Source organism: Allobosea sp. NPDC055332, from assembly GCF_053645455.1.
Window position 1 is genome coordinate 486968 of record NZ_JBSHMO010000002.1, and the last position, 21538, is coordinate 508505.

Genomic DNA, 21538 nt, shown 5'->3' on the forward strand with positions numbered 1-21538 from the left:
AAGCTCACCATTCGCGCCAGCGACGATAGTAGCGCGGCGGCGGGGGCGGCGGCCCATAGAAGCGCGGGCCGTCATAATGGCGGCGCCAGCGTGGCACGCCCCAGTAGCCATAGGCCGGCGGCGCACGCCAGCCATAGCCGGGGCCGTCATAATAGGCCTGCTGGATCAGGACGCCGGCCTGTGCCTCGCTGGGCGATGCCGCGCTGATCCCGAGCGCAGCTGCAGCGATGAGGCCGGCAGAAGCGAGAGTGCGAAACATCGTGATGTCTCCTTGTGCCGGAGCGGAAACGCTTCCCGCTCTGGCACGCACTATCGCGCTGCTCGGCTGAACCGGTTTTGAGCGGGACGTTCAGCGTCCGTTTAGCTCAGCGCCCCGCCAGCGCGTCCCGCTTCATCAGCAGAGAGGCGCCGATCACCGCGACCGCCACCGCCGCGATCATGATCGTGCAGGCGGCGTTGATCTCGGGCGTGACGCCCAGCCGGATCGCCGAATAAAGCCGCATTGGCAGCGTCGTCGCGCCCGGCCCGGTGGTGAAGCTCGCGATGACAAGGTCATCGAGCGAGAGCGTGAAGGCGAGCATCCAGGCCGCGGCGACGGCCGGCCAGATCAATGGCAGCGTCACCGTCGCGAAAGTCTCCATCGGCGTCGCACCGAGATCGCGCGCCGCCTCTTCGAGCGAGCGGTCGAAGCCGGCAAGGCGCGCCTGCACGACGATGCAGGCGAAGCCGAGGCTGAAGGTCGCGTGGGCGATCACCACGGTCCAGTAGCCGCGCTCGACATCACCGGCGACGAAGAGCAGCAGCAGCGACAGGCCGGTGATCACCTCCGGCATCACCAGCGGCGCCATCACCATGCCGGAGAAGAGCGTGCGTCCCACGAAGACCCGGTAGCGCGCCAGCGCCAGTGCCGCCAGCGTCCCCAGCACCGTCGCCAGGGTCGCCGAGACCAGCGCGACGCGGATCGTCAGCCAAGCTGCGTCGAGCAAGGGCTCGTTGCGCAGTAGCGCGCCATACCAATGCGTCGAGAAGCCGCCCCAGACCGTCACCAGCCGCGAGGCGTTGAAGGAATAGGCGACCAGCGCGACGATCGGCAGATAGAGGAAGGCGAAGCCGGCGACGAGCGCGGCCAGGTGGAAGGCTCCGAAGCGCCTCATTGAGCCGCTCCGCGCGCCCGCTGCAGCAGCATCAGCGGCAGGACGAGGACGACGAGCAGCACGATCGCCACCGCCGAAGCCAGCGGCCAGTCGCGGTTGGAGAAGAACTCGTTCCAGAGCACCTTGCCGACCATCAGCGTGTCGGAGCCCCCCAGCAGATCGGGGATGACGAACTCGCCGATCGCCGGGATGAAGACCAGGGCCGAGCCGGCAAGGATGCCGGGAACCGAGAGCGGCAGCGTCACCGTCAGGAAGGTGGTCAGCGGCGTCGCGCCGAGATCGGAGGCAGCCTCCAGCAAGGTGCCGTCGAGCTTCTGCAAGGTCGAGAACAGCGGCAGGACCATGAAGGGTAGATAGGAATAGACCATGCCGATCAGCACAGCGGTGTCGGTGTTGAGCAGACGCAGCGGTTCGCTGGTCAGCCCGATGCCCATCAGCGCCATGTCGAGCAGGCCATCCGGCCTGAGGATGCCGATCCAAGCGTAGACGCGGATCAGGAACGAGGTCCAGAACGGCAGGATGACGAGGACGAGCAGGATGCCTTGCCAGCGCTTGGGCGCCAGCGCCATCGCAGAGGCGAGCGGGTAGCCGATCGCGAGCGCGATCAGCGTCGTCAGCGCCGCGATGCGCAGCGAGGAGAGATAGCTCTGCCAATAGAGCGGATCATCGCCGAGCAGGCGGAAGTTCTCGAGATCGAGTTGGCCAAGGAACTCGCCGAGCTGACTGATGCCTGGGAAATGCGGCGCATAGGGCGGCTGATCTGTCGCGGCATCGGAGAGCGCGATCCGCAGCACGATGACGAAGGGGGCGAGGAAGAAGGCGATGAGCCAGAGATAGGGGATCGCTGCAACGAGGAGGCCGCGCCCCATTCCGCTGGCTCGGGGAACCGGCGTGCTCACGACGCCAGCACCATGCCGGCTTCGACGTCCCAGGAGAGCCAGACCTTGTCCTCCCAGGCGAAGGGCCGCTCGATCCGCCGCGTGCGGTTGGTCAGCGAGACCTTGAAGAGCTTGCCCGCATCGCCGCCGACCATGACCTGGACCATGGTCATGTCGCCGAGATAGCCGATATCCCAGATCTCGCCGGCGACCTTGTTGACGCCCTGCCCAGGCTCGTCATGGCTGAGCGCGATCTTCTCTGGGCGCAGGCCGATCGCGAGCACATCGCCTAGGCGGCAGGCCGGCGCATCCTCGTCGAGCTCGATCAGGCCAACGGGCAGGCTCTCGAGAGTGATGAGGTCGCCTTCCACAGTGGTCACCTTGCCCTCGATCAGGTTGATGTCGCCGACGAACTCGGCGACGAAACGACTGGACGGCGCCTCGTAGATCAGGTCGGGCGGCGCGATCTGCAGCAATCGGCCATGATCCATCACCGCCATCCGGTCGGCCATGGTCATGGCCTCGTCCTGGTCGTGGGTGACGACCATGAAGGTCAGGCCGAGATCGGCCTGCAGGTCCATCAGCTCGTATTGCGTCTCCTCGCGCAGCTTCTTGTCGAGCGCGCCCAAGGGTTCGTCGAGCAGCAGGAGCTTGGGTTGCTTGACCAAAGCGCGGGCGAGCGCGACGCGCTGGCGCTGCCCGCCGGAGAGCTGGTCCGGCCGGCGCTTCTCCATGCCCTTCAGGCGGACGCGCCCGAGCATGGCCTCGACGCGCGCGGCGATCTCGGCCTTGGGCAGGCCCTCGCGCTTCAGCCCGTACGCAATATTGTCGCCGACGCTGAGATGCGGGAACAGCGCATAGGACTGGAACATCATGTTGACCGGTCGCTGGTGCGGCGGCACGGCGGTGATGTCGACGCCGTCGAGCAGAATCTCGCCCTCGTCGGGCTGCTCGAAGCCGGCGAGCATGCGCATCAGCGTGGTCTTGCCGCAGCCGGACGGCCCCAGCAGCGCGAAGAACTCACGCTGATGGATCGCAAGCGACAGCCGGTCGACCGCGACCACCGCGCCGAAGCGCTTGGTGACGTTGCGGAACTCGACCAGCGGTTTCGCTGCCGGATCGTTCCAGGGCTGGAAGTCGCGCCGGACGCTACCCGGCGAGGCGCGCCTTCCACCCGCCTCAGGCCGGTTCACCTGCCGCTCTTGACGCGTGTCCACAGCCGGTTGACCACCCGCTGCGTCTTCTGGTCGTAGGGCGTGATCGTATAGAGCCGGCCCATCACCGCATCCGGCGGATAGATGCCTGGGTTGTCGCGGACCTCGGCCGAGAGCAGCGGCTTCGAGGCGATGTTGCCGTTGGCGTACTGGATGAAGTCCGAGTTCTTCGCCGCCATCTCCGGCCGGTTGACGAAATCGATGAACTTCAGCGCCGCATCCTGATTGCCGGCATCCTTCGGGATGACGAAGGAATCGAACCACATCAGCGCGCCTTCTTTCGGGATCGAATAGGCGATCTCGACCTTGTTCTTGGCTTCGCTGGCGCGCTTCTTCGCCTGCAGCACATCGCCGGAATACCCGACCGCCAGGCAGATATCGCCGTTGGCGAGCGCGTTGATGTATTCCGACGAGTGGAACTTCTGGATGTGCGGGCGGATCTTGCGCAGCAATTCGCCGGCCTTGTTGAGGTCGGCCTCGTTTTTTGAATCAGGATCGAGACCGAGATAGCGCAGCGCCGCCGGGAACATCTCCTCGACCGCATCGAGCACGTGCACGCCGCAATTGGAGAGCTTCTTCAGCTTCTCCGGATCGAAGACGATGCTCCAGCTGTCGACCACGGCGTCGTTGCCGAGCCGTTCCTTGATCTTGGCGGTGTTATAGCCGATCCCGGTGGTGCCCCACATGTAGTTCACGGCGAACTTGTTGCCGGGATCGTATTTCGCCAGGCGCTGCTTGATCTCGGGCCAAGCGTTCTTGAGATTCGGCACCTTGTTGGTGTCGACCGGCGTATAGAGGCCGAGCGGGATGTGCCTGGGCAGGAAGGATGCGGTGACGACGACGAGGTCGTAGCCGGTCTTGCCGGCGAGCAGCTTGGTCTCGACCGTCTCCATCTGGTCGAAGGTGTCGTAGACGACGGTGATGCCGGTCTCTTTCTTGAAGGCGTCGAGCACCTCAGGATTGACGTAGTCCGACCAGTTGAAGATGCGCAGTTCCTTGTTGTCCTGCGCCCCAGCCGGGCCGGCCGTGAGAGCGAGCCCCAAAGCCGCCGCAGCGGCCAACCCATGCATAACCGACGTCAAAGTGCGCAATCTGCCCCTCCTCTGGATTTCGCGCCGGCAAGCTAGCAGCTTGCGGCCAAGCCTCAACCTCGATTTCGTGATCGGCGACGCTCCGTCGCGCCTTGTGGCACAGGTGCCGCGCCACCTATTTTCCGCGGAAGCATGATCCGGCGCTTCTTTCTTTTCTTCTCGGTGTTCTTCCTCCTGCCCCTCGGCACGCATGCCGCCTGGTGGCAGTGGCAATCGCGCGCGCCCGACTGGGCTCGCGCCGATTGGTCGAGCGCCGCGCTGCTGCCCGCCCCCGCCATTGCGCCCGAGGCAACGGTCCACGTGTTCGCTGCCCGCGTCGGCCGCTGGCGCGGCGTGTTCGCCCATCATTCCTGGGTGGTGGTCAAGGAAAGGGACGCTTCGGCCTATACCCGCTTCGACGTCGTCGGCTGGGGCAATCCGGTGCGGGTCAATGTCCGCGTCGCCGATGGGCGCTGGTACGGCAACGTCCCGGAGATGGTCGGCGAGATCAGGGGCGCAGCGGCCGAGGCGCTGATCCCGCGCATCCGCGACGCCGTGAAGAGCTATGGCTACAGCGACTACGGCTCCTATGCCGCCTGGCCCGGGCCGAACTCGAACAGCTTCGTCCAGCACATCCTCGCCGAAGTGCCAGAGCTCGGCCGCGCCCTGCCGCCGACTGCGATCGGCAAGGACTGGCGCGAGAGCGGCCTCTATGCCGGCTTCACGCCAAGCCGCACCGGGCTGCAAGCCTCGCTCTACGGGCTTGCCGGCGTGACCTTCGGCTGGGTCGAGGGCGTCGAGATCAACCTGCTCGGGCTGGTCGCCGGCTTCGACCTGCGACAGCCGGCACTGAAGCTGCCGGGTTGGGGAAGGATCGGCTTCTCGGCCTGACGGTCAGTTCCGCAGCACCAGACACGCCCCCCCAGCCTGCCGCAGGCGATTGCAGGCCAATGTCGCCTCGCGCAGGCTCTGCGCCGGCAGCCTGACACGGTAGAAGCGGCCCCGGCCCCGCCCCGGCACGGCCGAGCCCAGGATCATGGTCGGCTTGCCTGCCAGCAGCGAGGCGAAGCGCGCCGCGACACGCTGATAGGAGGTGATGGCGCGCGCCTTCGAGGTATTGCCGGCGAGCTGGACACCGAACGGCCCGTAGGCGCCCTCGACCAGCACCGCCGGCGCGGTGATGCGGATCGAGGCGACTGTCGCGAGGCAATCGGTCTCCTCGCGCGTCGCCGGCGGCGGCGCCTCGCCCGCACCGAGGCGCCATTCTTCGACGCCTCGGCCGGTGATGAAGCGGACATAGGCCTGCGTCTCGTAGGGCAGGATGCCGCCGCGCTCGACCCAGCGCGCGACGCGGTTCGGCCCGCCATTATAGGCGGCAGCGGCAAGGCCGAGATTGCCGAACTGGTTCTTCAACGCGGCGAGGAAGGCGGCCGAATGCGGGATCGCCGCCTCCGGATCGAACGGGTCGGCGAGGCCGCGCTCGTTCGCCGTGCCCGGCATGAACTGGGCGATGCCCTGCGCCCCGGCCGGGCTGACGACATTCGGCCGAAAGCTGCTCTCACGCCAGATCAGGCGCGTGAAGAAGGCGACCGGCAGGTCATGTGTCTTCGCAGCGCCTTCGATCAGGCGGCATATGGTCTGCGCCACGCTCTCGGTCTGCGGCTCGGCCGAGGCCGAACCGCCGAAGAGCATGGCGGCGAGCGCCGCGACGAGGGTGCGGCGCCGCCCTGCCCTCACGCGGCGTCGAGCGCCTGGGCGAGATCCGAGATCAGGTCCTCGATGTTCTCGATGCCGACCGAGATCCGGATCAGCGCGTCGGTGAGGCCGATCTCCTCGCGGAGTTCGCGGGCGACGCCGGAATGGGTCATCGCAGCGGGATGCGAGACCAGCGTCTCGGTTCCGCCGAGGCTGACCGCGAGCTTCATGATCTGGAGGTTGTCGAGCACGGCGAAGGCCTCCTTCTCGCCGCCCTTGACGTCGAAGGCGAAGGTCGAGCCGGGCTCGACGCATTGCCGGTCGAACACGGCCTTGCGCGGATCGCCATCGGCGAGATCGCCGAGATAATGGACCTTGGCGATCTTCGGGTGCTTGCGCAGATAGTCGGCGACCTTGCGGCCGTTCTCATTGGCGCGGTGCATGCGGATGTCGAGCGTCTCGAGCGAGCGCATCAGCATCCAGCAGGAGTTCGGGTCGAGCTGCGTGCCGAGCGAGCCGCGCCAGCTCTTCACCTGCCGCACCAGCGCCTTCGAGCCGCTGATCGAGCCGCCGACGAGATCGCTGTGGCCGCCGACATATTTGGTCAGCGACAGCAAGGTGAGGTCAGCGCCGTGCTTCAGCGGCTTCTGGAAGATCGGCCCGAGCATGGTGTTGTCGACCACAACCGGCGGGCGATGCCCCTGCGACTTCTCCAGCTCGTCGGCGATGGCCTTGCAGGCAGCGAGGTCGACGAGGCCGTTGGTCGGGTTGGCCGGCGTCTCGACCAGGATCATCGCGACGCGGCCCTTGGCGGCGGCGTCCTGCGCGACCTTGCGCATCTGCGCGACGTCAACGCCATCCGTGAAGCCGAAGGGCGTGACGCCGAAGGCGCCCATCTGGTTCTTCAGCAGGGTCTCGGTGCCGCCATAGAGCGGGCGGCTGTGGATGACGGTGTCGCCGGGCCTGAGGAAGGCGAAGCAGGTCGTCGCGATCGCTGCCATGCCGCTGGCGAAGACGGCGCAGGCTTCCGCTTCGTCCCAGATCGCCAGGCGATCCTCGAGGATCTCCATGTTGGGATGGTTGAAGCGCGAATAGACCAGGCCCGACTTCTCGCCCGGCTTGAGCTGGCGACGGCCGGCGGTCAGGTCGAAGAAGTCCTTGCCCTGCTGGGCGTTCTCGAAGACGAAGGTTGAGGTCAGGAAGACCGGCGGCTTGAGCGCGCCCTCCGACATGGCCGGCGAATAGCCATAGCCCATCATCAGGGTCTCGGGATGGAGCCGGCGATTGGCGATCCGGTCCTTATGGTAGTTGTCGTCGCTCATGACTGCCTCCTGCCCGGCCAGCGCGGCCCCGGGACGCGAGCCTAGGACGATCCTAAGGCCATTGCATGAACGATCATCTGTGCTCTAGAGCAAGATTTTGCAGCTTCCTGCTCGCTTGAGCGCCAAGAGGAGCAGATCATGCTCGATACGATCGACCGCCGCATGCTGACACTGCTGCAGGAGGATGGCCGCATCACCAATCAGGACCTGTCGGAAAAAGTCGGGCTGTCGCCGACGCCCTGCCTGCGCCGGCTCAAGCGCCTCGAGGAGACCGGCGTCATCAAGGGCTATTCGGCGATCGTCGACCCCAAGGCCTATGGTCTGCCCTTCAGCGTCTTCGTCTCGGTCCGGCTCAGCCAGCAGAACACCGAGCACATCGCCGAGTTCGAGAAGGCGATCGAAAACTGGCCCGAAGTGGCGGAGTGCTATCTGATGACCGGCTCGCAGGATTACCTGCTGCGCGTGCTGACCGACGGCATCGAGGGTTATGAGCGCTTCCTGAAGCAGAAGATGACGCGGCTGAAATGCGTCCAGTCGGTCGAATCCAATTTCGCGCTGGCAACGATCAAGAAGCGGGTCGGCCTGCCGCCGCTCTAGGTGATTTCGAGGAAAGAAAGCTGCAACGCCGTGGACATCAGAATTGAAACCTCGCGCCTCATTCTGCGCCCGTGGAGTGAGGCAGACATCGAACAGCTCGCGCTGGGCCTGAACGATCTCGGGGTCGCAAAGTGGCTGGCCTTCGTCCCGCATCCCTATTCGACAGCGCATGCCAGCGATTGGGTCAGGCGATGCCGGGAGATGGCAAGCGCAGGCACCGAGCCGACCGCGTATGAATTTGCGATCGAACTCAAATCCGAGCGACGCGTGATCGGCGGGATCAGTCTCAACAAGATCGACCGGGCGGCCGGAACGGGTGGCGGAGGCATCTGGATCGCCAACGGCTATCAGGGGCGCGGCTATGGACGTGAAGCGTTCGACGCCAAGATCCGGTTCGCCTTCCGCGACCTCGGCCTGACGAAGCTGGTCAACGGCTACTTCGACGGCAATGAAAATTCCTGGGCGATGCAGCGCAAGCTTGGCTATCGGCTCGCTGGCGAAGTCGCCAGCCGCTGCATGGCAGATGGGCGGCCGACGATCGAGCATGTGACGACGTTGCTGCGCAGTGACTGGGAGGATCGCGAGGACTGAACGTCCAACCGCGCAAGGAACGATCCAGACCACATGCCGGCGCGGCAGGGCTGCCATGTGGCCATGACCGGTGGCCGGCCTCCACTCTCCCCCTAAGCTTCTCCGGCAAGGCCCGTCGCCAAAGATGGGCCGCACGGAGGAACACCATGAGCAGAGCAGATCGCGCCCACAGCGCAGCGTCGCTGTTTGCCATCGCCGCCGTCACCATCGCCGGATGCCTGCCCGCCAGGGCCGAGCTGTCCAGCGCGGTGAAGCGTTCCGAACAGACGGTCGCCGGACTGCAAGGACCGGCGGAACTGATCCTTGATCAATGGGGCGTCGCCCACATCTACGCCGCCTCGTCGCGCGATGCCCTCTTCCTCCAAGGCTACAACGCAGCACGCGACCGGCTCTGGCAGATCGATCTCTGGCGCAAGCGCGGGCTCGGATTGCTGGCCAAGGATTTCGGCCCGTCCTATGTCGCGCAGGATCGCGCCGCACGGCTCTTCCTCTATCGCGGCGAGATGGACAAGGAATGGGCCGCCTATGGCCCCGACGCCAAGGCCTATACCGACGCCTTCGTCGCCGGCATCAATGCCCGCGTCGACGAGGTGCGCGCCGGCAAGCAGCCATTGCCGCTCGATTTCCGCGTTTCCGGCACCTTGCCGGATCGCTGGAGCGCCGAGGATGTGGTGCGCATCCGCAGCCATGGCCTGACCCGCAACGTGATGTCCGAAGTGGTGCGCGCCCGCGTCGCCTGCGCCGCCGGGCTCGAGGCCGATCGCTTCCGGCGTGTGCTGGAGCCGAGCGTGAAGACCAAGGTTCCGGAAGGGCTTGATCCCTGCGCGATCAAGCCTGATATCCTCGACGACTACAATCTCGCGACGCGCGACGTCACGTTCTCAGCCCCGGGGGAGAAGCGCGCCGCGCTCGACCGCGACGCCATTTTCGCCGCGGCCGGCGACAGCGTCTCGACCATCGGCTCGAACAACTGGACGATCGCCGCCAGCCGCACCGCGACCGGCCGGCCGATCCTCGCCAACGACCCGCACCGCGCCCATGGCGTGCCGTCGCTGCGCTATGTCGTGCACCTCAACGCTCCGGGCCTGTCGGTGATCGGCGCGGGCGAGCCAGCCTTGCCCGGCATCTCGATCGGCCACAACGGCGAGATCGCCTTCGGCCTGACGATCTTCGCGATCGATCAGGAGGACCTCTACGTCTACGAGACCAACCCCGCCAATCCGAACCAGTATCGCTATGGCAGCGGCTGGGAGGAGATGAAGACCGTCAACGAGACGATCGAGATCAAGGGCGAGGCACCACGCCAGATCGACCTGAAATTCACCCGCCACGGCCCGATCATGAAGGCCGAGCCCGACGAGAAGCGCGCCTTCGCCATCCGCACGGTCTGGTTCGAGCCGGGCACCTCGGCCTATTTCAACTCGGCCGAATACATGACGGCGAAGGACTGGGCCGGCTTCAAGAAGGCGATGGCCGAATGGGGCGCGCCGTCCGAGAACCAGGTCTATGCCGACAACAAGGGCAATATCGGCTGGATCGTCGGCGGGCGGGCGCCGCAGAGGCCGAACCATGACGGCCTGATGCCCGTGCCGGGCGACGGCCGCTACGAGTGGACCGGCTTCCTGAAAGCAGGCGAGCTACCGGAGACCTACAATCCGACCGATGGCTTCTTCGCCACCGCCAACGAGATGAACATCCCGAAGGACCATCCACTGCTCGCCAAGCGCATCGGCTTCGAGTGGTCCGATCCCTCACGGATCAACCGGATCAAGGCCGTGCTCGGCACTAAGAATAAAGTGACGCTCGCCGACGCGATGGCCCTGCAGAACGACGACAGCTCCGACAATGCCCGCAAACTCGCCGCACTATTGGCGTCGCTGTCATCGAACGATCCGGTCACGGCCGAAGGTCTGAAGCTGATCAAGGGCTGGAACCAGGAGACTTCCGTCGACAGCGCTGCTGCCGCTCTCTCCGAGGTCTGGATGAGCAAACATCTCGGCCGCGCGCTGACGGGCAAGGCCGTGCCGGAAAAGGCGCGCAGCGTGATCGGCCCGCTCGATGTCGCTGCGGTCGTCGCCTATCTCGAAGCGCCCGACAGCGCACTCGGCGCCGATCCGAAGGCGGCCCGCGACGCCCTGCTGCTCGAAACGCTGAAAGCGGCGATGGAGGAGCTGCGCCAGTCGCTGGGACCGGATGTCGCGGGCTGGAACTGGGGCAAGATCCATCATGCCCAGTTCGACCACGCCCTGTCACCGCTTGCCGGCGGCCCGGACCGGGCGCAGCTCAATGTCGGCCGGCTCGCCATGGGCGGCTCGGCCTTCAGCCCGCGCGCGGCTTCCTATCGGATCTCCGACTTCAAGGTGACCGCGGGCGCCTCGTTCCGCATGGTGCTCGACGTCGGCAACTGGGATGAGAGCCGCTTCATCAACACGCCCGGGCAGTCGGGCGATGCCTACAGCCCGCATTATCGCGATCTCGCGCCGCTATGGGCCGCCGGCGACTATGCGCCGCTGCTCTATTCCCGCGAGGCGATCGAGAAGGCGGCCCGCTCCGTGATCACGCTCAAGCCCGCCGGCTGACGCGACGAGGACCTCGAACGGGGGCTCCGGCCCCCGTTCTCAGGATCGCGAGCGGTCGATGGCCCGCCGCACCACCTGCGTCACTTCACTATTCGACAGGAAGAGATCGTGGCGCAGCAGACTCCAGCCGCGGCCGGCCGTGTCGGCGACACGCACGCCGAGCTGCTCCAGGCGCTCGCGGTCGGCAGCGCCGGCGCGGGCGACGCCGCCGGCGATCCGTGAGGATACGGCCAGCGCCTTGTCGCCGGGATCGATGATCACGGTCATGCGCTGGGCGATCGGGCCGAGCCGCGGCACCGTCTGCTCGAAGGCGTCGATGTCGACATCAGGCGACGCCAGCACGACGGCACCGATCCGGTCGGAAAGCCCCTCGAAATCGCGCAATTCGCGCAGACCTTCCAGCGTCAGGAAGCTGCCCATCGAATGTGCAACGATATTGATCCGCCCGATCGTCGGGTTGGCGACAAGCGCCTTCAGCGTCTGGACGAAGCCGTCGCGCGACCAGAGCGCGCTCTCGCGATCATAGGCGTAGGCGAGCAGCCCACCACCAGATGGCCAGGTGAACAGCGCAGTGCGGCCCTCGAAGGCGAGCGCATGCGAGAGCTGGCCGGCGCTGCGGGCCGCCGTCTCGAAGGTCTCGTTGAAGCCGTGGACATAGAGCAGCACGTCGCGGCCGGTCGCGGCCTCCGAGAAGGCGCGGGCGGCATCGCTGGCGCTGCGCCGGGTCACGCCGAGCACGGCCCAGTCGCCGCTGACGACGGAGCTCACCTGCGCGGCGACGCCGCGGCCCGGCGCCGACAGCCTGACCTCGGCAAAGGTCAGCCCGCTGCCGCGCTCGGAGGTGAAATAAGGCGCGCGATCGCCGGTCGGCTTGCGCGTCGTGGCGACGAGCAGTTGCGGCTCCTTGCCGAAGGCCGAGGAATCCGCTGGCCCGACGAAGGGCGAGACTGAGGCCTCGCTCTGCGCGCAGCCGGCCAGCCCCAACCCGAGCAGGCTGACGAAGGAGCGGCGTGAAACGGCGTATCGCGAAGGCGAGGTCACTGGTCGGATCCGAATTGGGAGGTGCGAACCTTCTGGCCGCGAAACCCTTAAGGCCAGACCAACGCGGCCAGAATGGGGCAGCTATTTGTCGCGCGCAACATAGGCGGGAGAGGCTTTCGGATCGAAACCGAGGCTTCCGCCGCTCGAAGTACCATCGAGCCCGTCGGCGCCGAGCCGCTGTCCGATCATCTGGACGATGCGTGGCGTGGTGGCGAACTTGCCGTGATTGTATTCGTCACTGGAGCGATCGCCCGACAGGTCGATGATCGTCGCCCCGGCCTTGCGCAGATCGGCGACGACATCGGTATCCTTGTCCGAAATCGCACCGAGCCTGGTCTTGTCGCCCGCGAACTGCCGCGAGAAGTCGAGCGCCCGATCATCCGAGGAGACGAAAACGGTGACCGGCCGCTTGATCGCGGCAAGCTGGGTCTTGAAGACGTCGAGATCGATGTCGGGGGCCGCCAGCATGACGTTGCGCAGCTTGCCGCCGAAACTGCCATCGCCGCGGATCGCAGCCTGCCGCAGCGTCTCGACCGTCAGCAGCGTGCCCATCGAATGCGCGAGGATATCGAAACGGTTGGCCCCGAGATCGCGAGCGATCACGCGCAAGCCGGTTTCGAGCGCGTCGCGAGAGAAATCCGCACTGTCGCGGTCGTAGGGGTAAGCCAGGATCTGAGCCCGCGACGGCCAGGTGAACAGCACCGGGACGCCCTTAAAGCCGGAATCGGTGACGATCTGGGCGAAGCGGAAGGCCGCGTCGGCGAAATTGGTGTTGAAGCCGTGGACGAAGACGAGCACCTCGCGCTCGGCCGGCGGACGCTGTGCGACTGCCGCCTTCACTTGTTTCAGCATCTCCGTTTCGGAGAGACGATCGACCGCGCTGACAGTGAAATGGCTGGCAGGGTCGCCGGCACTGTTGACACTGCCCGGCAGTTCCAGCTGACCGGCCCGATGACTGCGCGGGACGCTGATATCGAGCCGGGCGAAGCCGACCGAAGGACTGCGCTCGCCGCTGAAATATTCGGGTTGTTTGGTCGTAGCGCGCGAGGTCGCAACGAAAATGCGGACCGTACCGGCTGTGTCCTCGGGTCTCGCGGCCGATACGACCAGAACGCGCGGCGGGCCGCCGCAAGCGGCAAGTACCAGCGACAACAACGAGACGAGAACGACAACCCGCAAGCCGGACACGCGACACGCTCTCCGTACCCCGCGCCACTCGTCTCACCGCCATCGCGCGTTAGCAAGAGCCTTGATGGAGCAGTGCCAGCAAAAAGCGTTGCTTCCGCTGGAAGAGCTCTCTTGCTACCAGCGGGTATGGTCGACCTCACAGCGCTCGGCGATGCGATTCTCAGGGGCGAGCGCGCGGCGCTGGCGCGGGCGATCACGCTCGCCGAAAGCCGGCGCGCCGACCATCGCGAACAGGCGCAGGCGCTGCTGTCCCGCCTGCTGCCGCATACCTGCAAGGCGATCCGGGTCGGCATCACCGGCGTGCCCGGCGTCGGCAAGTCCACGACGATCGACGCGCTCGGCAGCTATCTCACGGAACAGGGCCACAAGGTCGCGGTGCTCGCGGTCGACCCGTCCTCGACGCGCAGTGGCGGCTCGATCCTCGGCGACAAGACACGCATGGCGCGGCTCGCCGTCGATCCAAACGCCTATATCCGGCCGTCGCCCTCCTCCGGCACGCTGGGCGGCGTCGCCGCCAAGACGCGCGAGACCATGCTGCTCTGCGAGGCGGCGGGCTTCGACGTGATCCTGGTCGAGACGGTCGGCGTCGGCCAGTCGGAGACGGCGGTCGCTGACCTCACCGATTTCTTCCTGGTGCTGATGCTGCCCAATGCCGGCGACGAACTGCAGGGCATCAAGAAGGGCATCATCGAGCTCGCCGACATGCTCGCGGTCAACAAGGCCGATGGCGAGGGTGCGACCGCCGCACGCGCTGCGGCCGCGCAGTACAAGGCGGCGCTGCATATCCTCGCCCCCGCCTCGACGCTGTGGTCGACCCCCGTGGTGACGATTTCCGGCCTGACGGGGGCCGGCCTCGACGCGCTCTGGGCGAAGATCGAGGAGCACCGCGCCCGCTTCGAGGCGAAAGGCCTGATCGCCGAGAAGCGCCGACGGCAGGACGTCAAGTGGATGTGGGCGATGGTGCAGGACAGGCTGCAGGCCAAGCTCCGGCACGACCCGGCGCTGAAGGCGCGCACGCCGAAGCTTGAAACCGCCGTCGCGGCGGGCGAAATGGCGCCGACTGCCGCGGCCGACGAGATCGCGAAGGCGCTCGGCCTGTGAGCTAGCCGCCGGCACGCATTTTGAAAGCCTCCGGCCATGATGGAGGCTCCGATGACGCTTTCGCGCCGCGACTGGCTGCGGACGGCCCTTTTCGGCACGGCAGCGGCCTGCGCCGGTCCCGCTCTGGCACAGGCCCCGCGGGTGAATACCGCGGCGCCGCTTGGCGCCCTCGGGCTCGAAGCCGCGCAGTTCGGCCTCCGTCCAGGCGCGGCCGAAGACCAGTCGCGTATCCTCCAGGCTGCCCTGCTCGAAGCCGCCAAGCATAGCGCCCCGCTGATCGTCGCTCCCGGCCGCTATCGCATCGGCAATGTCGTCCTGCCCGAGAATGCCCGGCTGATCGGCATTCCCGGCGCGACCCAGTTCGTCGCCGTACAGGCCGGACCGCTGCTGGTGGCGCGGCGCATCAAGCGCGCGGCCGTCTCCGGGATCATGCTCGATGGGCTCGACATCAAGCTCGGCCAGCGCACTGGCCTCTTCAATGTCGAGGAGGTGCTCGACCTTGCTCTGTCCGACTGCGAGCTCGCCAATGCCGGCTCGGTGGGGCTGACGCTCCACCGCACCGCGGGGCGCATCGAGCGCAACCGCTTCCGCTCGATGCGGGATTCGGCGCTGTTCTCGCTCGACTCGCGCGGCCTCTCGATCGAAGCCAACACGGTCGAGGATTGCGGCAACAACGGCATCCAGCTCTGGCGCAGCCAGCCCGGTGACGACCAGAGCCTGATCCGCGGCAACCGGCTCAACCGCATCCGCAGCGATGCCGGCGGCGATGGGCCGAACGGCAACGGCATCAGCCTCTACCGCGCCGGCGGTGTCGTCGTCGAAGGCAACACATTGCGCGACTGTGCGCTGACCTTCATCCGCAACAATTCCGGATCGAACGTACAGATTCTCGGCAATCAGGGCCGGCGCTGCGGCGAGACCGCGCTCTATTCCGAATTCGCCTTCGAGGGCGCGATCATCGCCAATAATCTCGTCGAGGACTGCGCTCAGGGCGCCAACATCACCAATCTCGATCATGGTGGTCGCCTTTCGGTTTTCGCCAACAACATCATCCGCAATGCGCAGAAGGGGCTGGCGCCGAAGGGCAAGGAGCCCGTTGGCGGCCTCGGCGTGCATGTCGAGGCCGAGGCGGCGGTCACCGGCAATGTCATCGAGAACGCCAGCGAGGTCGGCATCTCGCTCGGCTGGTCCTGGGCGATGCGCAATCTCGTCGCGACAGGCAATGTCGTGCGGCGCACCGGGATCGGCATCTCGGTCTCGCTCATCCCGAAGGAGCGCAATGCGCTGATCGCCAACAACGTGATCAACGAGACGAAGCTCGGCGCGGTGGTCGGCACCGAGTACGGCAAGGTCGTGACCGGCGACCTGACCAAAGGCGAGGACAAGCGCGCCGCCGGCATCCGGATCGAAGGCAACGCGGTCGGCTGACGCTCAGTCCGAAGGACCGCACCAGCCAGGCAGATGCTCTGCCTCCCGCAACCGGGCGAGATCGAGCGCCTTGCGCAGCGCCTTGGCGAAGAACCGCTCGACCAGGGCAGACTTGATCCGGCGGCGCAGGAAGTCGGCCCAGAGGAACTCGCTGAACGGCGCTTCAGCCTTGGCATAGCCGCCAGCAAGCCGGAGCGCGCCCGCCAATGAACGGTAGGGGTCGTCGACGAGACCGGAGACTTTGCGCGGGATCTCGTCCTGGCTGCGCCGCCGGCCTTCCGCATCGAAGGGATGCATCCAGCTGCGATTGTCGAGAACGCTCCAGAACTCGTCCTTGCCGAGCCGCGACAGGTCGGCGACCGCGGTAATCAGAACCTCCTGTTCGCCCTCCAGATGTAAGGCCAGTGCCAGGTGATGATGATCGATCAGATAGAGCCGACGCTTGGGGCCGATGACGACCGGGACGGCGTGGCGGCCGAGGAAGTCGGCGCCCTTCTCCTCGCGCTCGGCCCGCCAATGGATGCGCTTCATCTCGACCTCGCGCAGGCCAACGGTGATCTGCGTCGGCCTGAGCTCGGCGATAGCGACGGGGTGCAGGCGCGGTTCGACTGAATAGCTCATGACAACTCCTTGGCGGCCGGCGCAAGCGCCCTCACCGCCTCCTCGACGCTGTGGAAGACATGCTCGGCGCCGATCTCGGCGATGACGCCGAAATCCTGCAGCGCCTGTAGCGCGCGCACAGATTCGGCCCGGGCGATCGCGAAGCTGCCGCCCAGCTCTCGGCAGGCATCGGCGACGGCGAGCAAGCCCTGCGCCGCCGTATAGTCGATGGCGGGGATACCGCCGGCATCGAGCACGAGCAGCCTCGGCTTCCGATCCGCCAGCAGCTTGAGCACGCCGCGCCGGAAGATCTCGGCATTGGCGAAGAGCAGGGGCGCCGGAAAGGCGATCACCTGCACACCCTCAAGCTGCTCGCCATGGCGGCCGGGCTCCGGCGGCCACCAGATCGTCGTGCCGGGAATCCGCAATTGCTCGATCGGCTCGCTCCGCGTCGTCATCCAGACGCCGTGCAGCAGGGACAGGCCGATCCCGACGGCGACACCCGTCTCGACCGGCAGCCAAACGATCGCGAGCGCCGTCAGCAGGACGAGTGCGAACTCGGTCCGCGACTGGCTGCCGATGCGCCGGATGACCTCGACCCGGACGATGCGCTGGGCCACGAACAGCAGCACACCGGCCAATGCCGCCACGGGCACCTGCGCCAGCAGCGAGCCACCGGCGACCGCGAGCGTGAGCACGATCAGCGCCGCCGTCACCGCCGCGAGCTGCGAGCGCCCCCCGCTCTCGGCCACCACCGCCGTCCGCGGCGGGCTGGCGTTGACTGGAAAGGTGCTTGCGAGCCCGGCGAAGACGTTCGCCGCGCCGAGCCCGATGAAATCGCGGTCGACCTTCGGCTCGGCGCCATCGGGATCGCGGAAGGAGCGGCTCACCGTCGCCGTCTGCATCATCACTACCAGCGCGATGACGAGCGCGAGCGGAACAAGGCCGCGGATGTCGGACCAATCGAGCACGGGCGGCGCGAAGCTCGGCCAGCCGGAGGGCAAGGCGCCGAGCACCGCGACGCCGTGCGTCTCCAGTTTGAAGAGCCCGACGGCCGCGGTCGCAGCCACGAGCGCCAGCAGGGCTCCCGGCACGCGCGGCGCGAAGCGCTCGCAAAGGGTTACGATCGCAAGAGTCGCGACGCCGATCGCCAGCGAGATCAGGTTGACGCCGCCGAGCCCGTGCCAAAGCGCGGCGAGCTGACCGGCGATATGATGGCTGCCGCCTGGAATTCCGAGCAGGCCCGGCAGCTGCGACACGGCGATATGGACGGCGATGCCGGCAAGGAAGCCGGTCAGCACCGGCACGGAGAGGAGGTCGGCGATCCAGCCGAGTCGAAGCAGGCCGGCGACGATGAGCGCGAGCCCGACCAGCATTGCAAGCAAGGTCGCGGAGCCCGCCGGGATCGCCCCGCCGGCCGCCAGCGCTGCGAGGCCACTGACGAAGATCGGCGTGATCGTCGAATCGGCGCCGACCGTCAGCATGCGGCTCGCGCCGAACAGGACGAAGCCGAGCGTCGCCGCGACGAAGGCGTAGAAACCGATCTGCGGCTCGAAGCCGCCGAGCCTGGCCGTCGCCATCTGCTCGGGGATGGTGATCGCCGCGAGCGTCAGCCCAGCGAGCAGGTCGCGGCCGAAGGCCCCGGCACGGCCAATTACGATCGGCTTTTCGCGGGATGCGGAGGCGTGCGACATCGCGAGGGACTCGAAGGCGAGCGCAGAACCTCGCGCCGCCCCCTATTGCCCGTCAAGCGCGCTGCCGTAGCGCTTCCGCAGCGCGGACACGGCCGACCTCGATGCCGTTCCAGTTCTTCATGACGGTCTCGCGGAACGGCGCGAAGGCCGCTTCGTCACCACCCTGACGCGGCAGGAAGCGCTCGACCAGCGCAGCCATGGCGATCTCGGTAGCGCGGCCGGCGCCGTCGTCGCATTTCAGCGCGATGCCATAGCCGAGCCCGGGCAGCGTCCCGCAATAGACGCCCTCGGCCCCGGTCTTGATGAAGGCGCGGGCGCCGAAGACTTCCATGAAGCGGGTGTCGAAGCGGCCGGTGCCGGCGACCATGAATGGGTGGGCCGCAACCGCCTCGCGGATGCGCCGCGCCGCCTCGGCGCGCTTCGGTCCAAGCCCGTTGCCGGTTCCGAAGCGGGCGAAGCCGAGTGCCAGCGCCTTCAGCGGCACGGCATAGGTCGGGATCGAGCAGCCATCGGTGCCGGAGAGCTCGGCCTTGTGCGCAGCACCGGTCACCTCTTCCAGTGCGGACCGCACCGCCTGTTGAACCGGATGGGTGCCTTTCACATAGCCTGCCGGATCCTCATCGATGCCGCAGGACAGGCAGACGAAGCCGGCATGCTTGCCGGAGCAGTTGTTGTTGAGCGCGGTCGGCTCGCGGCCGGCCTTGGCGAGCGCACGAGCCGCCGCCTCGCCCATCGGCCAATGCGCCCCGCATTCGAGACAGCCCGCGTCGCGGCCGGCCTTCCTGAGCATGGCGAGCGAGGTCTCGGCATGGAGCTCCTCGCCGGAATGCGAAGCGACGGCGAGCGCGATCTCCGCCGGCGTGAGGCCGAAACGGTCGGCGGCGCCGCTTTCGAGCAGCGGCAGGGCCTGGAGCGCCTTCACCGCCGAGCGCGGGAAAACCGGGCGCTCGACATCGCCGAGCGAGAGCACCACCGCCCCGTCAGCATCGACCACGATCGCCGCGCCGCGATGGCGCGATTCGACAGTGCTGCCACGGGTGACTTCGGCGAGAACGGGATTGTCCATCTGGCATCTCCGGCGGAACGGCCACCGCCTTGTCGCGTTTGTCTCTCGACCTGTCAAAGCCCATGACGCACAGTGCGGGCATAGGGCAGGTCAGCGCCACACCCACCAGTGAACTTGAGCAGATGCCGTGCCTACCGAGGCATGGCCCAGGATCAGATGAGCGACACCAGCACGGCCCCCGACTACGAAGTCGAATACAACAATCGCGCCCGCGTACCGGAGCATCCCGGCATCATCGCCGGCTGGGCGAGCGATGCGGCCGCTTATCGCGAGATCGCCGTCAGCGAGCTCGGTATCCGCTATGGCGAGGGCCCGCGCCAGACCTATGACCTGTTCAAGCCCGAGGCAGTGAAGAGCCAGGCGATCGTGCTCTTCATCCATGGCGGCTACTGGCAGGCGCTCGATCCGAGCTTCTTTTCGCATATGGCGCGCGGGCTGAACCAGCGCGGCGTTCCGGTCGCGGTCGCGGGCTACGACCTTTGCCCGCAAGTCGAGGTCGGCCATATCGTCTGGGAGCTGCAGCATGCCGCCGCCGCGATCTGGCGGCGCTACAATCTTCCGGTGGTCGCAGCAGGGCACTCGGCAGGCGGCCAGCTCTCCGCCTGCCTGCTGGCGACAGGCTGGAAGAATGTCGATCCGGAGCTTCCTGACCAGATCGTCCCGGCCGCCTACGGCATCTCCGGCCTCTACAATCTGAAGCCCTTGACCGAGACCAGCATCAACAAGGCGCTCGGCCTGTCGCACGAGGGGGCGGAACGCGAGAGCCCGCTGTTCTGGCCGGCGCCGTCCGGGCTCGTCATGGACGCGGTCGTCGGCGGAGCCGAGAGCGCCGAATACCTCAAGCAGAGCCGAAGGCTGACCGACGTCTGGGGTCTCGAAGGCGTGCGCACGCGCTATGAGGAGATCGACTGCGCCAACCATTTCACCGTGCTGGAGACGATCCCCGATCCCGAAAGCGCCATGACGCGCCGCATCGCCGAACTCGCCGGCGCTTGACCCGCCCGCAGCAGGCTCTATCCAGAGGCGACAGGATTCCGGAGCGCGTGATGCAGACCTTCTTCGTCGAGATCAAATGCAGGCTCGGCAAGACCTATGAGGTCGCCAGCGAACTCGCCGACCGCGAGATCGCCTCGGAAATCTATTCGACCGCCGGCAATTACGACATCCTGGCCAAGTTCCATGTCGCGGCCGATGTCGATATCGGCCACTTCGTCGCGCAGAAGGTGCAGTCGATCCCCGAGATCGCCGACACCCACACGATCATCACCTTCAAGGCGTTCTGAGGCGCGCTACCTCACCGGCATGGTCAGGCCGTCCTCGGGCTGCATCGAGACGAGCAGATCAGCGAAACGGCGCGCCGCCGGCACGACGGAGCCGGCAGAGGGGAACAGCAGCATCGTTCGATAGGCGATGGCCGGCGCGAAGCGGCGCGCCACCAGCCCCTGCATGCCGCCGAGCGTCAGGGGGAAAGGATTCAGCAAGGCCAGCCCAACGCGCTGCCGGACCATCTCGGCGACGAAAACGGCTGCCGTGCCCTCCCCGACCAGGCGAAGGGTCACTCCGGCATCGGCGAAGGCCCGCTCCACCTTGATGCGCTCGGGAAAGCGCCGCGCAAGAGCAATGATAGGTTCGTCGGCGAGGTCCTGCGGTCCGAGTACCTCGCGTTCGGCAAGTCGATGCCCCTCCGGCATCAGAACATGCGCGACCGCTTCGCGGATGACTTCGCCATGGATGCCGATATGCGATGCCGACATGTCGACGAGTCCGAGATCGACTGCCCGGTCGGCAACCTGCGTGATCACGGTGGAGCTGGTGTCGATCTCGACGTTGGCGACGACATCGGGCTCCTGCCGACGGAATTCCGCCAGCACCGGCGGCAGGACGAACTGGGCCAGGGTCGGCGGCGTCGCGATGCGCAGCACGCTCGCCTGAGCCGCCTGTCCGGGCCATCGATTCAGCCGGTCGAGCGCTGCGAAGATCGGCTGCGCCTCCGCGTCCAGCGCAAAGGCGTCTGCAGTGGGCACAAGCCTGCCGCCTTCGCGCGAAAACAGGGGAAGGCCGACATGGGCCTCCAGCGCCGCGAGCGCCCGCGACACCGCCGGCTGCGAAATGCCGAGCATCTGTGCTGCTGCCACGGTCTTGCGGGTGGCGATCATAGCTTGCAGCACTTCGAGCTCGCGCAGGCTCGGTGGTCGCCGCTCGGAACTCGCCGTGTTCACCATGATCGCGCCCGTCCCCTATCCGCGCCCCGCATCCGCCTATGCAGCCAAGTTATATCATAGAGCGTGCCGTATAATTTACAGGTATATGAAATCGTTCT

The 21538-nt window shown here is 66.9% G+C and carries 21 protein-coding genes; 8 read left to right on the forward strand and 13 right to left on the reverse strand.

Going from position 1 to position 21538, the window contains the following annotated elements; all coding sequences use genetic code 11:
* Positions 1-4: 4 nt before the first annotated feature.
* The 5 genes from ACWIGM_RS10970 to ACWIGM_RS10990 all read right to left on the reverse strand — a co-directional run bounded on the left by ACWIGM_RS10970 (position 5) and on the right by ACWIGM_RS10990 (position 4316).
* Positions 5-259 (reverse strand): hypothetical protein, encoded by a 255-nt coding sequence (locus ACWIGM_RS10970; RefSeq protein WP_454025972.1) that lies wholly within the window; start codon positions 257-259, stop codon positions 5-7.
* Positions 260-365: 106 nt separating this feature from the next.
* A complete protein-coding gene (locus tag ACWIGM_RS10975; RefSeq protein WP_454025973.1) occupies positions 366-1154 on the reverse strand; it encodes an ABC transporter permease in 789 nt (262 codons plus the stop codon).
* Entirely contained in the window at positions 1151-2023 is an 873-nt protein-coding gene (locus tag ACWIGM_RS10980) for an ABC transporter permease (RefSeq protein ID WP_454025974.1), read from the reverse strand. Before ACWIGM_RS10980 ends, ACWIGM_RS10975 begins: the two co-directional genes overlap by 4 nt.
* A gap of 26 nt (positions 2024-2049) precedes the next feature.
* Positions 2050-3225, reverse strand: a complete 1176-nt coding sequence (locus ACWIGM_RS10985) for an ABC transporter ATP-binding protein (protein WP_454025975.1) — start codon at positions 3223-3225, stop codon at positions 2050-2052.
* On the reverse strand, positions 3222-4316 hold the full coding sequence (locus ACWIGM_RS10990; RefSeq protein WP_454026977.1) for a polyamine ABC transporter substrate-binding protein: 1095 nt from the start codon (positions 4314-4316) through the stop codon (positions 3222-3224). Before ACWIGM_RS10990 ends, ACWIGM_RS10985 begins: the two co-directional genes overlap by 4 nt.
* Positions 4317-4469: 153 nt before the next feature.
* Here ACWIGM_RS10990 and ACWIGM_RS10995 point away from each other — a divergent pair, with 153 nt between their 5' ends.
* The gene (locus ACWIGM_RS10995; protein WP_454025976.1) at positions 4470-5207 is read left to right on the forward strand and encodes a DUF3750 domain-containing protein; all 738 of its coding nucleotides are present in this window, start codon (positions 4470-4472) and stop codon (positions 5205-5207) included.
* Between the two features lie 3 nt (positions 5208-5210).
* Here the strand turns inward: ACWIGM_RS10995 and ACWIGM_RS11000 are convergent, their stop codons facing one another.
* Both ACWIGM_RS11000 and ACWIGM_RS11005 read right to left on the reverse strand, forming a co-directional pair.
* A complete protein-coding gene (locus tag ACWIGM_RS11000) occupies positions 5211-6008 on the reverse strand; it encodes a lytic transglycosylase domain-containing protein (RefSeq protein WP_454026978.1) in 798 nt (265 codons plus the stop codon).
* Positions 6009-6049: 41 nt separating this feature from the next.
* On the reverse strand, positions 6050-7333 hold the full coding sequence (locus tag ACWIGM_RS11005; protein WP_454025977.1) for a cystathionine gamma-synthase family protein: 1284 nt from the start codon (positions 7331-7333) through the stop codon (positions 6050-6052).
* Positions 7334-7471: 138 nt separating this feature from the next.
* Between ACWIGM_RS11005 and ACWIGM_RS11010 the strand changes: the two genes are divergently transcribed.
* The 3 genes from ACWIGM_RS11010 to ACWIGM_RS11020 all read left to right on the forward strand — a co-directional run bounded on the left by ACWIGM_RS11010 (position 7472) and on the right by ACWIGM_RS11020 (position 11100).
* Positions 7472-7930 (forward strand): Lrp/AsnC family transcriptional regulator, encoded by a 459-nt coding sequence (locus tag ACWIGM_RS11010; protein WP_126113106.1) that lies wholly within the window; start codon positions 7472-7474, stop codon positions 7928-7930.
* 30 nt (positions 7931-7960) lie between these two features.
* Positions 7961-8521, forward strand: a complete 561-nt coding sequence (locus tag ACWIGM_RS11015) for a GNAT family N-acetyltransferase (protein WP_454025978.1) — start codon at positions 7961-7963, stop codon at positions 8519-8521.
* Positions 8522-8667: 146 nt separating this feature from the next.
* Positions 8668-11100, forward strand: coding sequence for a penicillin acylase family protein (locus ACWIGM_RS11020; protein ID WP_454025979.1), 2433 nt, complete (start codon positions 8668-8670; stop codon positions 11098-11100).
* Positions 11101-11139: 39 nt separating this feature from the next.
* Here the strand turns inward: ACWIGM_RS11020 and ACWIGM_RS11025 are convergent, their stop codons facing one another.
* Positions 11140-12141: an alpha/beta hydrolase gene (locus tag ACWIGM_RS11025; protein WP_454025980.1), complete on the reverse strand. Its 1002-nt coding sequence runs from the start codon at positions 12139-12141 to the stop codon at positions 11140-11142.
* Between the two features lie 81 nt (positions 12142-12222).
* The gene (locus ACWIGM_RS11030; RefSeq protein ID WP_454025981.1) at positions 12223-13329 is read right to left on the reverse strand and encodes an alpha/beta hydrolase; all 1107 of its coding nucleotides are present in this window, start codon (positions 13327-13329) and stop codon (positions 12223-12225) included.
* A gap of 126 nt (positions 13330-13455) precedes the next feature.
* Here ACWIGM_RS11030 and meaB point away from each other — a divergent pair, with 126 nt between their 5' ends.
* Positions 13456-14430, forward strand: coding sequence for a methylmalonyl Co-A mutase-associated GTPase MeaB (meaB, locus tag ACWIGM_RS11035; RefSeq protein ID WP_454025982.1), 975 nt, complete (start codon positions 13456-13458; stop codon positions 14428-14430).
* A gap of 51 nt (positions 14431-14481) precedes the next feature.
* Positions 14482-15858, forward strand: a complete 1377-nt coding sequence (locus tag ACWIGM_RS11040; protein WP_454025983.1) for a TIGR03808 family TAT-translocated repetitive protein — start codon at positions 14482-14484, stop codon at positions 15856-15858.
* Between the two features lie 3 nt (positions 15859-15861).
* Here ACWIGM_RS11040 and ACWIGM_RS11045 read toward each other — a convergent pair whose 3' ends face one another.
* From ACWIGM_RS11045 to ACWIGM_RS11055, 3 genes are read right to left on the reverse strand one after another with little or no spacing between them, the layout of a single operon-like run.
* The gene (locus ACWIGM_RS11045; protein WP_454025984.1) at positions 15862-16479 is read right to left on the reverse strand and encodes a ParB-like protein; all 618 of its coding nucleotides are present in this window, start codon (positions 16477-16479) and stop codon (positions 15862-15864) included.
* Positions 16476-18152 (reverse strand): SulP family inorganic anion transporter, encoded by a 1677-nt coding sequence (locus ACWIGM_RS11050; RefSeq protein ID WP_454025985.1) that lies wholly within the window; start codon positions 18150-18152, stop codon positions 16476-16478. The genes ACWIGM_RS11045 and ACWIGM_RS11050 overlap by 4 nt, the downstream gene beginning before the upstream one ends.
* 52 nt (positions 18153-18204) lie before the next feature.
* Entirely contained in the window at positions 18205-19218 is a 1014-nt protein-coding gene (locus ACWIGM_RS11055; protein WP_454025986.1) for an asparaginase, read from the reverse strand.
* A 156-nt stretch (positions 19219-19374) separates the two neighbouring features.
* On the opposite strand from ACWIGM_RS11055, the gene ACWIGM_RS11060 reads away from it, so the two are divergent.
* Both ACWIGM_RS11060 and ACWIGM_RS11065 read left to right on the forward strand, forming a co-directional pair.
* On the forward strand, positions 19375-20214 hold the full coding sequence (locus tag ACWIGM_RS11060) for an alpha/beta hydrolase (protein WP_454025987.1): 840 nt from the start codon (positions 19375-19377) through the stop codon (positions 20212-20214).
* Between the two features lie 50 nt (positions 20215-20264).
* A complete protein-coding gene (locus ACWIGM_RS11065; RefSeq protein WP_061964496.1) occupies positions 20265-20501 on the forward strand; it encodes an Lrp/AsnC ligand binding domain-containing protein in 237 nt (78 codons plus the stop codon).
* Positions 20502-20507: 6 nt separating this feature from the next.
* On the opposite strand, the gene ACWIGM_RS11070 is transcribed toward ACWIGM_RS11065, so the two are convergent.
* The gene (locus ACWIGM_RS11070) at positions 20508-21440 is read right to left on the reverse strand and encodes a LysR substrate-binding domain-containing protein (protein WP_454025988.1); all 933 of its coding nucleotides are present in this window, start codon (positions 21438-21440) and stop codon (positions 20508-20510) included.
* Positions 21441-21538: the final 98 nt, after the last annotated feature.